The 12,330-nt window shown below is 53.5% G+C and carries 14 protein-coding genes; 10 read left to right on the top strand and 4 right to left on the bottom strand.

Features of this window, described 5'->3' with window-relative positions:
* Positions 1 to 301 precede the first annotated feature (301 nt).
* On the top strand, positions 302 to 1,114 hold the full coding sequence (locus CLV88_RS03970; RefSeq protein ID WP_106607025.1) for a lytic transglycosylase domain-containing protein: 813 nt from the start codon (positions 302 to 304) through the stop codon (positions 1,112 to 1,114).
* Between the two features lie 21 nt (positions 1,115 to 1,135).
* On the opposite strand, the gene CLV88_RS03965 is transcribed toward CLV88_RS03970, so the two are convergent.
* Positions 1,136 to 2,509, bottom strand: coding sequence for an L-serine ammonia-lyase (locus CLV88_RS03965; protein WP_106607101.1), 1,374 nt, complete (start codon positions 2,507 to 2,509; stop codon positions 1,136 to 1,138).
* Between the two features lie 175 nt (positions 2,510 to 2,684).
* Here CLV88_RS03965 and CLV88_RS03960 point away from each other — a divergent pair, with 175 nt between their 5' ends.
* The 7 genes from CLV88_RS03960 (at position 2,685) to CLV88_RS03930 (ending at position 9,632) form a co-directional block, all read left to right on the top strand.
* Positions 2,685 to 3,008, top strand: a complete 324-nt coding sequence (locus tag CLV88_RS03960; protein ID WP_106607024.1) for a hypothetical protein — start codon at positions 2,685 to 2,687, stop codon at positions 3,006 to 3,008.
* 207 nt (positions 3,009 to 3,215) lie between these two features.
* Positions 3,216 to 4,004, top strand: coding sequence for a ribose-5-phosphate isomerase RpiA (gene rpiA / locus CLV88_RS03955; RefSeq protein ID WP_106607100.1), 789 nt, complete (start codon positions 3,216 to 3,218; stop codon positions 4,002 to 4,004).
* Between the two features lie 14 nt (positions 4,005 to 4,018).
* The gene (gene gor / locus CLV88_RS03950) at positions 4,019 to 5,374 is read left to right on the top strand and encodes a glutathione-disulfide reductase (RefSeq protein WP_106607023.1); all 1,356 of its coding nucleotides are present in this window, start codon (positions 4,019 to 4,021) and stop codon (positions 5,372 to 5,374) included.
* Between the two features lie 77 nt (positions 5,375 to 5,451).
* Positions 5,452 to 6,579 carry an FtsH protease activity modulator HflK gene (gene hflK, locus CLV88_RS03945; protein ID WP_106607022.1) on the top strand — a complete coding sequence of 376 codons (1,128 nt, stop codon included), beginning with the start codon at positions 5,452 to 5,454 and terminating at the stop codon, positions 6,577 to 6,579.
* Between the two features lies 1 nt (position 6,580).
* Entirely contained in the window at positions 6,581 to 7,450 is an 870-nt protein-coding gene (gene hflC / locus CLV88_RS03940) for a protease modulator HflC (protein ID WP_106607021.1), read from the top strand.
* Positions 7,450 to 7,644 (top strand): DUF2065 domain-containing protein, encoded by a 195-nt coding sequence (locus CLV88_RS03935; protein WP_423827723.1) that lies wholly within the window; start codon positions 7,450 to 7,452, stop codon positions 7,642 to 7,644. The genes hflC and CLV88_RS03935 overlap by 1 nt, the downstream gene beginning before the upstream one ends.
* A gap of 527 nt (positions 7,645 to 8,171) precedes the next feature.
* Complete coding sequence (locus CLV88_RS03930) at positions 8,172 to 9,632, top strand: Do family serine endopeptidase (RefSeq protein WP_423827722.1); 1,461 nt, start codon at positions 8,172 to 8,174, stop codon at positions 9,630 to 9,632.
* Positions 9,633 to 9,679: 47 nt separating this feature from the next.
* Here CLV88_RS03930 and CLV88_RS03925 read toward each other — a convergent pair whose 3' ends face one another.
* Both CLV88_RS03925 and CLV88_RS03920 read right to left on the bottom strand, forming a co-directional pair.
* Positions 9,680 to 10,213 (bottom strand): peptidoglycan-binding domain-containing protein, encoded by a 534-nt coding sequence (locus CLV88_RS03925; protein WP_106607019.1) that lies wholly within the window; start codon positions 10,211 to 10,213, stop codon positions 9,680 to 9,682.
* A gap of 72 nt (positions 10,214 to 10,285) precedes the next feature.
* Complete coding sequence (locus tag CLV88_RS03920) at positions 10,286 to 10,651, bottom strand: OB-fold nucleic acid binding domain-containing protein (protein ID WP_106607018.1); 366 nt, start codon at positions 10,649 to 10,651, stop codon at positions 10,286 to 10,288.
* Positions 10,652 to 10,777: 126 nt separating this feature from the next.
* On the opposite strand from CLV88_RS03920, the gene CLV88_RS03915 reads away from it, so the two are divergent.
* Positions 10,778 to 11,101, top strand: a complete 324-nt coding sequence (locus CLV88_RS03915) for a 2Fe-2S iron-sulfur cluster-binding protein (protein WP_106607017.1) — start codon at positions 10,778 to 10,780, stop codon at positions 11,099 to 11,101.
* Positions 11,098 to 11,835: an FG-GAP repeat domain-containing protein gene (locus tag CLV88_RS03910; protein WP_243403558.1), complete on the top strand. Its 738-nt coding sequence runs from the start codon at positions 11,098 to 11,100 to the stop codon at positions 11,833 to 11,835. Before CLV88_RS03915 ends, CLV88_RS03910 begins: the two co-directional genes overlap by 4 nt.
* Here the strand turns inward: CLV88_RS03910 and CLV88_RS03905 are convergent, their stop codons facing one another.
* On the bottom strand, positions 11,836 to 12,279 hold the full coding sequence (locus CLV88_RS03905; protein ID WP_106607015.1) for a hypothetical protein: 444 nt from the start codon (positions 12,277 to 12,279) through the stop codon (positions 11,836 to 11,838).
* Positions 12,280 to 12,330 lie beyond the last annotated feature (51 nt).

Below are 12,330 nucleotides of genomic sequence, written 5' to 3'. Positions count from 1 at the left end.
TGTTTAATCGACCTTGTCGGATTGAGTGGGCGTCTCTCTCAGTTGCCCGTCCGACTTGGTATGATTGATTTATCGCTAAGGAATGGGGCGGGATTCAGGCACAAGTTGTACTATTTTCGATCATTCAGAATTTCTTTGCTTTTTGTTAAGATGGCCAGTTTTTAAGGAGAATGGGGGATTTCTCTGAGCTTGGTGGACGAAATCGCAACACAATTGGACCATTTCAGGAGTTAAATACTGGTTTGAGAGGCCGATTCCTGCGATAGTTTTGGGTGAGCAGAACTGTACAGGCGCATGATCAATGAACTGGCGCATTCTTATTGCAACCACTCTTTGCATGGTGGGGGTGGCGCTTCCGTCGTTTGCGGAGTCTGCGCCTCCCTTCCTTGATTTTGAAGCCAAGCGCGTGAAACCGCCCAAACCTGGGCAGCGCAAACGGATCACGGTTCAAATTGAGCCACACGCACCACAGGTTTTATCGCCCAGTGTTCAGTCAACTTCGACGGCTGTGTCAGCGCCTGTTGGTCAGAGCTATGACTGGTTCTGGGAGACCGTTTCACCTGACATTACGGCAACTGGTCCCGGCCGATTGGAACCGGCCTTGGTCCGGCTGAGCAATCCTCCGCACGGGAAAGGTGTCAGATCGCCTCGTTTGGGGAATATGCAGGCCATTATTGACGCGCATGGTGTGGATATTCTGTTGGCGACAGTGGGAACAGAGGTTTCACCAGCGTTGGCCGCTGCGGTGATCGCTGTCGAATCTGGAGGCAGAGCTGAGGTTGTGAGTGGAGCAGGTGCGCAGGGATTGATGCAATTGATGCCTGCAACAGCGGAGCGCTTTGGGGTTACTGAAGCTATGGATGTTCAGCAAAACATAGCAGGAGGCGTACGATTCTTGGATTTCCTAATGAAAAAGTTCGAGCACGATCCGATACTGGTTCTAGCTGGCTACAATGCTGGCGAAAATGCTGTGACTAATCACAACGGTGTGCCGCCTTATGCCGAAACCCGCGACTACGTGCCCAAAGTTCTAGCAGCATTCAACGTAGCACGCGCGCTTTGTGTGACGCCACCACAGCTTGTCAGCGATGGTTGCGTATTCCGGCGGCACTAATGCTACAGGCAATGCAAGCGTCTAGCAATTTGGGATATTGACGGCGAGTCCACCGAGCGACGTTTCTTTGTACTTTTCATGCATGTCTGCGCCTGTCTGGCGCATAGTTTCAATGACGGCGTCTAGTGGGACAAGATGCTGACCGTCGCCACGCAGTGCAAGTGATGCCGCGGAAACCGCCTTGATCGCCCCAAGACCGTTTCTTTCAATGCATGGAACTTGCACAAGACCTTTGACCGGATCGCATGTCATACCCAAGTGGTGCTCTAGCGCAATTTCCGCCGCGTTTTCGATTTGCTCCGATGTCCCGCCCATAGCTGCGCATAACCCTGCAGCGGCCATAGCGGAAGCAGAACCCACTTCGGCTTGACAGCCAGCTTCAGCACCGGAGATGGACGCGTTGAATTTAACCAAGCCTCCGATTGCGGCAGCTGTGAGCAAGAATTCCTCAATGCGAGAAGGCGCGGCTCCTGGTACATGGTCGAGCCAGTAACGGATTACCGCGGGAAGTACACCGGCGGCTCCGTTCGTGGGAGCGGTGACCACTTGACCCCCGGCGGCATTTTCTTCGTTTACGGCCATAGCATAGGCGCTCATCCAGTCATTTATCGTATGAGGTGCATTTAGGTTCATGCCGCGCTCGGCCTGAAGAGCAACGTGGATGGATTTGGCGCGTCGTCGCACGTTTAACCCACCGGGCAAAATGCCGTCAGTTTTCAACCCCCTGTCGATGCAGTCGTTCATCACCTGCCAAATGCGAGCGCAGCCTTTAGCGAGGCTCTCAGTGCAGCCACGCGAGATTTCGTTCGCGCGCTTCATTTGAGCAATGGACTTGCCAGACGTTTTAGACATCAGCAGCATTTCTTCCGCGGTTTTGAAAGGGTAGGGCACTGGTGAACCCTCGTCGGCGTCTTTACCTGCCGACAGTTCAGATTCTGTCATAACGAAGCCACCGCCGATGGAGTAGTAGGTTTCCTGAAGAATGATGTCGCCTTGGGCATCCGTCGCCATGAGGATCATACCATTTGCATGTCCGGGCAGGTTGGGGCCAAAATCAAAGCGCAGGTCTTCCTTGGGATTAAAATGTAGTAGCGGCAGTCCCTCCGGTGAGACCTGGTGCGTTTCGCGGATGGCGTCGAGCGCGGTTTCAGCACGATCATTGTCATATGTTTCGGGGGCGAAACCGGCGAGCCCCAGAATTGTCGCACGATCTGTGGCGTGACCAATGCCGGTAAAAGCCAACGAGCCATGAAGCGAGCCACGCAATCCATGAAAGTCAAATGGAGATGCGCGCATCGTATCAAGGAACCGCGCCGCAGCTACCATGGGGCCCATTGTGTGCGAAGAAGAAGGGCCGACGCCCACTTTGAACATGTCGAAGACCGAAAGAAACATAAGGCGCGCGTCCTGTAGTGGATTTGTGGTCATATAAGATGCTGGCAAAGTTAGCAGCTCGCTGGATGGAACAGGGAGCTAAAGCGACATTTTTTGCTAGATATCCGCTCAAAGTAGATTGGTTACAGCATTGTTAGAGGGCCTCGTCGGACACTGACCAAAGGGGAGATTCGGTATGCGTTTGGCCTTTGCGGCAATTTTGGTTTTAGTGGCGTGGTTCAGCGTTTTGCTTCCATTGTCGGCACAGGAAGCGGTTGATGACTTGTTGACTGCTTACTTTGATGCTCTGGAAGGCAAATCTGAAGAAGCATTGGAACACGCCAGCAACGCAGTTTTGAGATTTGGGCAGGGCGGTCAGATAGATGCCGATGGAATAGTTGCCATGATTGCCATTCGCCGCGCTTCGGTAAGGGCGAGTGCGATGCGGCGCTTGCTTGTGGCAGACATCAATAATGATGGCTGGGTCACCATTCACGAGGCGGCAGAGGTTGTTGCGTAATTTTGAGATGGCACCTAACCCATTTCAATTGTGATGCGAAACCGGTTTTGTGTTTGGATGATTGGGAACGTGACGGCTCGGTTTTTCGATTGAGAGCCGAATTTGAGGCTTTGACCGCGCGAAACGGAGTGTTGTATCGAATTGGCACTCGCCCCCGCCGCGCTTCTTTTCTATAACCTTTGCAAAGCAATGCTGGGGAATCGCGCAATGACCGGAGAACTGTCGCCGATCGACAAGGCCAAATTTGTCGCTGCAAAGCGGGCCACTGATTATGTCGAAGATGGGATGCGTGTCGGATTGGGTACCGGATCGACCGCTGCGTGGTTGGTGCGTTGCCTTGGTGAAATGGTGCGCGAAGAAGGGTTGAAGATCAAAGGTGTGCCAACGTCGACGCGCACTGCCGAATTGGCCCGAGAAGTTGGAATTGAAGTAATCAGCTTAGATGCGGCACGTTGGTTGGATGTGACCATTGATGGCGCGGACGAATTTGATGAAAACTTGAACTTGATAAAAGGCGGTGGTGGCGCGCTTTTGCAGGAAAAGATTGTGGCGACCGCCAGCGATCAAATGATTGTGATTGCCGATGTGGGCAAAGAAGTGGAGACGCTCGGGTCGTTCCCTCTGCCCGTCGAGGTGGTGCCATATGGCTGGCAAACCACCCAGGCGCTGATTGAAGAAACTTTGGTGAGTATGGATGTTCTGGGGCGTCGAACAACGATGCGCATGAACGGTGATGCGCCGTTTGTGACAGATGAAGGAAATCACATTCTTGATCTACACCTGAACCGAATTGGTGATGCTCGCCAACTGGCGATGGTGATGAACCAGATGCCAGGCGTGGTTGAAAATGGACTGTTCATAGATATCTGTGACGCTGTGATTGTCGGCTATGGCGATGGACGCGTGGAAGTACGCGATATCAATGCCGGCACGATCGAAGAGGCGATGCTGGACTTCGCTGAAACTGACAATCTTTTCACGGATCTCGTGGATTAAGGAATTCTACAAAGATGTCTTTTGACTATGATTTGTTTGTCATCGGTGGCGGCTCCGGTGGTGTTCGGGCCGCGCGTGTTGCGGCTGCTGAAGGCGTGAAGGTGGCACTGGCTGAGGAAGACCGTTACGGCGGGACATGCGTGATCCGCGGGTGCGTACCCAAGAAGCTGATGGTGTTTGCCAGCGAGTATTCCGGCATGGTCGAAGATGCGCAGGCCTATGGTTGGGACATCACGCCCGGTGCGTTCAACTGGGACGCCTTCAAAGAAAAGCTGCACGCAGAGTTGGACCGATTAGAAGGCATCTATCGTAGCCTACTAGCCAACAATGGTGTTCAGACTTTTGATATGCGCGCCAAGATGGTCGATGCGCATACAGTTGAGTTAGCTGATGGAACGCGCAAGACAGCCAAACACGTGCTGCTCGCCATGGGCGGCCGACCGGTTTGGCCCGAACTTCCTGGTGCCAACCTAGGTATTAGCTCAAATGAAATATTCCATTTGGAAAAACTGCCCGAGAGCATTCTGATTGTAGGCGGCGGTTATATTGCCTGTGAATTCGCTGGAATCATGCATGGGCTGGGTGTGAAAACGACACAGTATTACCGTGGCGCGCAAATTTTACGTGGCTTTGATGACGAGGCACGCGGGTTGGTTTGCGAAGAGATGTGCCAGCGCGGTATAGATGTTCATCTGGGCACAAACGTGCTGGAGATGAAAAAAGACGGCGAAAAGATTTGGGTGAAATCAACCAATGGCGACGAACGCCTGTTTGATCAGGTAATGTTTGCCACTGGGCGTCGTCCGAACACGGATGACCTGGGTCTCGAAGGAATTGGCGTCAAGCTTGGCCGTAAAGGGCAAATAGAAGTTGATGAGTACAGCCAGACCGGCGTACCTTCGATCTTTGCTGTGGGTGATGTGACAGATCGGGTGAATTTGACACCAGTTGCCATCCGAGAGGGTATGGCTTTTGTCGAGACAGTGTTCAATGGCAACCCAACACCTGTGGATCACGAGTTGATTCCGACTGCAATTTTTACGCAACCTGAAATTGGCACTGTTGGCCTCAGTGAGGAAGATGCCGCCGATCAGGAACCGATCGAAGTGTACGCGACGAGCTTTAAACCTATGCAGCAGAGTTTTGCCGGCCGTGCAGAGCGTGTGTTGATGAAATTGGTCGTGAGCCAGGCGACGCGCAAAGTTTTAGGATGTCATATTGTGGCACCTGGTGCCGGTGAAATGATACAGCTCGCTGGCGTTGCCGTGAAAATGGGCGCTACCAAAGAAGATTTTGACCGGACTGTCGCCGTACATCCGACTATGTCAGAAGAGATCGTAACCATGAAAGCGCCAATACGAACCGCATGATGGCGGGTTGAAATTTTCGGCGCAGACCTCAGGTTAGAGGCAGCGCCGATGATGTTACAAGAAAGGGATATACCTTTATGGCAGGTAATAATGGCGGCCCCTGGGGAGGGGGCGGCAATCAAGGCGGTGGAAACCGTGGTAACAATGGTGATGGACGCCGACCGCCTGAGGGCGAAAACTCGCAGATTCCGGATATCGATGACCTGATGAAAAAAGGTCAGGATCAGTTGCGAGTTCTTATGGGCGGACGCGGCGGTGGCGGTGGCCAGTCCGGCGGCGGTGCGCCCCAAGGCGGCGGTGGCCCCAAGTTGACCAAGGGCACGATCTTAATTGGGATCGGTCTTGCTGTGATCGCTTGGGGGGCGGCCAGCTTTTATTCGGTCAAACCCGAAGAAAAGTCGGTTGAGCTGTTTCTGGGTGAATATTTGGCAACCGGTGAGCCAGGGCTGAACTTTGCGCCATGGCCTGTTGTGTCGGCTGAAGTGGTGGTTGTTTCGCGGGAGCGGACCGAAGATATTCCATCCAGCAACCGGTCGACCGACGGCCTGATGCTGACTGGGGATGAGAATATCGTTGATATTGATTTCCAGGTGGTTTGGAACATTTCGGACCCGGCGCAGTTCCTGTTTAACTTGCGCGACCCGGAGACAACAATTCGGGCGGTGGCAGAAGCGGCAATGCGTGAAATTATCGCTCAGTCTGAGCTGGCACCGATCCTTAACCGAGACCGAGGTGTGATCTCGGATCGACTGCAAGAGCTGATTCAATCGACACTGGACACCTACAATTCCGGTGTAAATGTCGTGCGGATCAACTTTGATGGTGCTGATCCACCAGACCCGGTGAAAGATGCCTTCCGCGAAGTACAATCGGCTAGTCAAGAGCGCGACCGTTTGGAAAAACAGGCGGACGCATATGCCAATAGAGTATTGGCAGGGGCACGTGGTGAAGCGGCTCAGATTTTGGAAGAATCCGAGGCTTACCGCGCACGTGTTGTGAACGAAGCCGAAGGTGAAGCGAGCCGTTTCTCTGCCGTTTTGGAAGAGTACACAAAGGCACCGGAAGTGACGCGTAAACGTCTGTATCTGGAAACCATGGAAGAAGTCTTGGGCAATATCGACAAGGTGATTATTGACGAGTCGGCTGGTGGACAGGGCGTCGTGCCGTATCTGCCGCTGAATGAACTGCGCAAGGGGGACAAGTGATATGAGAAAGACAACATTTCTCCTGCCCATTGCGGTTATTCTGGTTGCTGGGGTGTTATCGTCGCTGTTCATCGTTGATGAGCGTGAAAAGGCGCTGGTGCTGCAGTTTGGCCGGGTTGTGACTGTCAAAGAAGAGCCAGGATTAGCGTTCAAAATCCCACTCATTCAAGAAGTGGTTACTTATGATGACCGCATTCTGAGCCGTGAAGTTGGCCCGCTGGAAGTGACGCCATTGGATGACCGTCGATTGATTGTCGATGCCTTCGCCCGTTATCGGATTGCTGATGTCACACAGTTCCGGCAAGCCGTTGGTACAGGTGGTATCGAACTGGCCGAACGTCGTTTGGACAATATTCTGCGTTCGGAGACACGCGAAGTGTTGGGCTCGGTGCGGTCGGATTCGGTCCTTTCGGTTGACCGTGTCAGCCTGATGAACCGCATCCGCGATGCGGCGATTGTTGAAGCTCGGGGCCTTGGTCTTGAAGTAGTCGACGTGCGTTTGAAGCGCACAGATCTGCCGCAGGCCAACCTTGAAGCGACTTTTGCCCGGATGCGCGCAGAACGTGAACGGGAAGCGGCGGATGAGATCGCGCGCGGCGAAGAGGCTGCGCAACGTGTCCGCGCCCAAGCCGATCGTACGGTGGTCGAGCTTGTTTCAGACGCCAATCGTCAAAGCGAAATCGTTCGCGGTGAAGCTGACGCGCGTCGAAATGGTATCTTTGCCGAAGCTTTTGGGGCGGACCCCGAGTTCTTTGAGTTCTACCGGTCACTGAATGCCTATCGTATCGCCCTTCAGGGTGGGAACTCTTCTATGGTGATGTCACCCGATAGCGAGTTTTTTAACTATCTGAAGAGCGATATGGGGCGCTAATGATCAGCACGGCGTTGCTGGCTGTTGGGCTTGTTTTGATTGTCGAGGGGCTGGTGTACGCACTGGCCCCTTCGCTTGTGGAGAGCCTGCTTGAGGCATTGCGTAGCCTAACTGAAAACCAGCGACGCAATGTCGGAGTTATGGCATTGGTGCTGGGTTTGATTCTGATCTGGGTTGCGCATTTAGGTGCATAAAATGTGATGGTTTCGAGCTTTGAGCGAACTTTTGCCGCTCCGATGTCATTCCAGCTTGCGCTAGATTACACGGGCATCACGAGTTTGTGATTCAATTCGATTTTGAATTTTCGGTTAAGGCACCATGTTTCTGGGACACTTAGACACGTAGTCTGGAAATGTAGAAGTTGCCTAAAGGCAAGTGAGGATTGTTGTTCCATTTATGGTCAATTAACGTTTGGCAACCAAAATTTGCCAAAGGAATCCGGACTCTAAGCTTGCATATGCAATATGGTCATTCACCGAATGAGTGTGGCCCGCGAAGTTATAGTTGCGTAACTTGACACCCTTGTGTCATCGCATTTTTGCGCAGAGCTATGTATAAACCAATTGTCAAAGTCTTCACCGTGTCATCACATGGAGTTGTGATGCAGCGAGAAACGTTGAGTTGCGATTGATGGAACCTACATTCAAATTGTGCCCGCATGAAAGGCTGGGCTTCCAGCGATGATCAATGTGGCTTCAAAAACAATACAGGAGATAATCGAGTGAATACTCAGGCAGTCGCAATTCGGCGTCAAGGATTGGCGCATGTTCGAGCGGTTTGGATTTCTGCTTTGGCGATGGTGCTGTTGCTGGCGCAATCCATCGCGGCTCAGGCGCGCCCTGAGAGCTTCGCGGATCTGGCCGAGAAATTCAGCCCGTCGGTGGTGAATATCACGACGTCCACAGTTGTGGCAGGTCGCACCGGCCCACAGGGAGTGGTTCCAGAAGGGTCGCCATTCGAAGATTTCTTTCGTGAGTTTCAGGACCGTCAAGGGAACGGAGATCGTCCGCGTCGCACATCCGCTCTCGGGTCGGGTTTCGTGATCTCAGAAGACGGGTTCGTCGTGACCAACAACCACGTCATCGAAGGCGCGGACGAAATCTTGATTGAGTTCTACTCTGGCAAAGAATTGCCGGCCAAGGTGATCGGGACCGACAAAAATACAGATATTGCTCTGCTCAAAGTGGAATCTGATGAGCCGCTGGATTTTGTGAGCTTTGGCAACAGCGATACGGCGCGGGTCGGCGACTGGGTCATTGCGATGGGTAATCCGCTGGGCCAAGGGTTCTCGGTCTCTGCTGGCATCGTTTCCGCGCGCAACCGGGCGCTTTCGGGTAGTTATGATGATTACATTCAGACCGATGCCGCCATCAACCGAGGCAACTCGGGCGGCCCGCTGTTCAACATGGACGGAGAAGTTGTCGGCGTAAACACTGCGATTCTTTCGCCCAATGGCGGTTCGATTGGGATTGGCTTCTCAATGGCGTCTAACGTGGTGGACAAGGTGGTCGCGCAGCTGAAAGAGTTTGGCGAAACCCGTCGCGGGTGGCTGGGCGTGCGGATCCAGGATGTTGCTGAGGATATGGTTGAGGCCGTTGAAGGTCTTGAAACGGCGTCTGGGGCCATGGTTACGGATGTACCGGATGGTCCTGCCAAAGACTCGGGTATGAAAGCAGGCGATGTCATCATGAGTTTTGATGGCAGAGACGTTGAAAATGTCCGTGGTTTGGTCAAGCAGGTTGGAAACACTGAAGTTGGTAAAACGGTCCGTGTTGTTGTCCTGCGTGATGGCAAAACGCAAACTTTGAAGGTCACGTTGGGTCGCCGCGAAGAAGCAGAGGCTGTTCCTGCGAGCCAGCCAGCACCCGAAAATGATGCTCAAGAGAGTGAAATTCTCGGGTTGACCGTTGCTCCGCTGACTGGAGAGCTACGCGAAGAGCTTGGTTTGGATGATGGAACGACAGGCCTTGTTGTTGGCGCTGTTGACGAGGAGTCTGTGGCTTATGAGAAAGGATTGCGGGCTGGCGATGTCCTGACCGAAGCAAGCCAACAGAAGCTTTTGTCGATTTCTGATTTGGAAGATCGTATTGCGGAAGCAAAAGACGCTGGGCGTAAATCGTTGTTGCTTTTGGTGCGACGCGGAGGTGAACCACGTTTCGTCGCTCTTAGTTTGGATGGATGACGCGCCTTAAACATTAGTTGCGAGAAGGGCGCTTTCAGCGCCCTTTTCTATTCGCGCTCCACGGCGATTAAACCCAATCGACGCGCACTTTCTAGCGACAATATCGCACTATCTAAACCTCCGGTCTTTTGATAGCGCCGGATTGCGGCACGGGTACGGCTGTCGGCCTGCGAGGTTATTCCACCGTAAAACATCCCCCGGGCTTGCAATGCGCGCTGCAGAGATGCGGTGAATTCTTCTGTCCATATCTCGGGGCAGGGTGTTTCAAACCATGTTTCGCGTCGCTCTGTTACAATACGTTGCTGTGTCTCTGTACGATATATGGCCTGCGAAAGTACGGTTCCGTCATCAAGAACTTCGGCAGGCTGCACGATGATTTGTTCTGTGACGGTTTCAACAACAGCAGGGCTGACCTCGCGGCCCCAACAACTGCCCGGGCGCGCGTTTGGTGGTGCATTAGCATGTTCGGCCCGGACGATTTCGGGCTCGCTTAGTGCTGCAAGGTAGGGGGTGTCCGCGATTTTTTCTTGGCAGGCGACAAGTGCCATGCAAGCCAAGAATAGGGCGGATCTGATGGGCATGCTCGGGCCTCTGCGTTGTACTATTTCCTTTTAGCCTGTTTTGTATTGCGTCAAAAGCGTTGGCGTGGACTTTTAGTCAGAAGGAAGCAAAAGCATGTCGAGCATGGGGGATACGTCCTCAACTTGTTCGGCGATCAGGTGGGTGACATTGCCTTCGCGTTGAATGCGCCCGGTGACACGCAGAAGCCGTCCGGCGATGACCGCACGGCGGAATTTTTCATACAAATTACGCCAGACGATAACGTTTACCACGCCGGTCTCATCCTCAAGCGTGAGGAAAATGACACCATTTGCTGTGCCTGGGCGCTGGCGTAGAATCACCAAGCCCGCCACTGCTACCCGAGCGCCGTTCGGCGGTTGGGCCAGCCGCTTTGCGGCCAGCGCGGATGGGGGGCGGGGCCAATAGGCCTGCTGAAGCTGATTGGGTGTCATCTGCATGAGAACAAATATAGAACAAATTGATTTTATCGCAAGCCGATCAGGGACTCTATGCGAAAGGGACTAGCGAGAGGGTGATTGCTTTACTAGGTAAGTGCGGACAACATTTCAAAGGGAGCCGCAGGCATGGCAAAAATCACCTATGTCGAGCACAACGGAACCGAACATACCGTTGACGTCGCCACCGGATTGACCGTGATGGAAGGCGCGCGTGACAACAATATTCCAGGCATTGAGGCCGATTGTGGCGGCGCCTGCGCCTGTTCAACATGCCATGTCTATGTACATCCCGATTGGGTAGAAAAGCTACCTGGAAAGGACGACATGGAAGAGGACATGCTGGACTTTGCCTACGAACCCGATCCCGCGCGTTCCCGTCTGACCTGTCAGGTCAAAGTGACGGACGATCTGGACGGCCTGATCGTACAAATGCCAGAAAAACAGATATGAGGATCCCGCCAGCGGTTCTTGTGGCATCCATGATGCTGGCGGGGGCCGCTGGCGCCGAGGAAACGCGCGAGATACTTGGGGCGAGATACGACGCCCCAACGGATCGATATGGCCACGGCGTTCTTGGAGATGCGATCGAATGGGGCGCCTTGGTGATGCAGGTCGACACCTGTCCGGCTTGTGCATTGCTCAAGACAACAGATGTGACCTTCACCTTGCCACAAGCGCGTGTGTTCGAGGATCTGGAACCTCGGTTGGCGGATGTGGATCTTGACGGTGACAACGAGGTCATCGTCATCGAAACCAACAGATCGCAGGGCGCGTCGCTAGCGATCTATGATGATACAGGAAAGATTGCACAGACACCTTATATTGGGCGAGCGAACCGGTGGCTTGCGCCGCTGGGTGCCACCGATCTGGACGGGGATGGGTTTGTCGAGCTGGCCTATATCGACCGCCCTCATCTGGCAAAAACATTGCGGATCTGGCAATTTCGGGATGGTAAATTAACACCTGTGGCGGAGCGTGCGGGGTTGACCAATCATCGCATCGGCGAAGATTTCATATCGGGAGGCATCCGCCATTGTGCTGGCCGTCCGGAAATCGTGACCGCAAGCGGTGATTGGCGTCGTGTGATGATCTCAACCCTTGAGAGCGGTGCTGTGCTCAGTCGCGATATAGGCCAGTTTCATGGGCAAAAGAGCCTTGAACTAGCACTGCTCTGTCAGGACTGATTATTCCCAGTGCTCGCTGTTTACCGAGCTGCCTGAAAGGTAAGTCAGTAATTGCGGGAGGAGGGACACATCGATCTTGGTCGGAGCCTTCCAAGGATGGTTCGCACGGATCAACACACCACCCAGAATGAATAGGGCGACGAATGGTATGGCAGCTTCGGTCATGCGATTCGAAGAAACGCCGCCGAGCAATGCGGTAGCGAACAGGCCACCACCGCCAAGCGCCGAGAATAGCCCGATGATGAACATGATTGTTCGGGCGCGCCCGTGTTCGCCAAAAACAACTTTGAGGTCCGGTTTGAATGTGGTGAAGTGTTCGACTAGTGCGGTGACAAGTCCGTGAAATTCCGTAAATCCACTGTCAATATACCCACCTTTTGCTGGCACGTTGCCGGTGACGTTAAGCGTGCTGTTCAGAGTAATCAGGTCAAGGCGCCAGATCATTCGCCCGTGGGCTTTGTAAGACACAAAAGCGATATTTTGAACTGTGCTGAG

Origin of the sequence: Shimia abyssi, from assembly GCF_003014475.1 — a bacterium.
Taxonomy (GTDB): Bacteria; Pseudomonadota; Alphaproteobacteria; order Rhodobacterales; family Rhodobacteraceae; genus Shimia; species Shimia abyssi.
This window is presented reverse-complemented; position numbering and strand designations above follow the sequence as displayed.

Bases quoted from the DNA above. Each gene is read 5' to 3' on its own strand.
- CLV88_RS03915 (WP_106607017.1), top strand. From the start codon at position 10,778: ATGGCAAAAATCACCTATGTCGAGCACAACGGAACCGAACATACCGTT.
- hflK (WP_106607022.1), top strand. From the start codon at position 5,452: ATGGCAGGTAATAATGGCGGCCCCTGGGGAGGGGGCGGCAATCAAGGC.
- gor (WP_106607023.1), top strand. From the start codon at position 4,019: ATGTCTTTTGACTATGATTTGTTTGTCATCGGTGGCGGCTCCGGTGGT.
- CLV88_RS03960 (WP_106607024.1), top strand. From the start codon at position 2,685: ATGCGTTTGGCCTTTGCGGCAATTTTGGTTTTAGTGGCGTGGTTCAGC.
- CLV88_RS03920 (WP_106607018.1), bottom strand. From the start codon at position 10,651: ATGCAGATGACACCCAATCAGCTTCAGCAGGCCTATTGGCCCCGCCCC.
- CLV88_RS03905 (WP_106607015.1), bottom strand. From the start codon at position 12,279: ATGATCTGGCGCCTTGACCTGATTACTCTGAACAGCACGCTTAACGTC.
- CLV88_RS03970 (WP_106607025.1), top strand. From the start codon at position 302: ATGAACTGGCGCATTCTTATTGCAACCACTCTTTGCATGGTGGGGGTG.
- CLV88_RS03935 (WP_423827723.1), top strand. From the start codon at position 7,450: ATGATCAGCACGGCGTTGCTGGCTGTTGGGCTTGTTTTGATTGTCGAG.
- CLV88_RS03965 (WP_106607101.1), bottom strand. From the start codon at position 2,509: ATGTTTCTTTCGGTCTTCGACATGTTCAAAGTGGGCGTCGGCCCTTCT.
- rpiA (WP_106607100.1), top strand. From the start codon at position 3,216: ATGACCGGAGAACTGTCGCCGATCGACAAGGCCAAATTTGTCGCTGCA.
- CLV88_RS03910 (WP_243403558.1), top strand. From the start codon at position 11,098: ATGAGGATCCCGCCAGCGGTTCTTGTGGCATCCATGATGCTGGCGGGG.
- hflC (WP_106607021.1), top strand. From the start codon at position 6,581: ATGAGAAAGACAACATTTCTCCTGCCCATTGCGGTTATTCTGGTTGCT.
- CLV88_RS03925 (WP_106607019.1), bottom strand. From the start codon at position 10,213: ATGCCCATCAGATCCGCCCTATTCTTGGCTTGCATGGCACTTGTCGCC.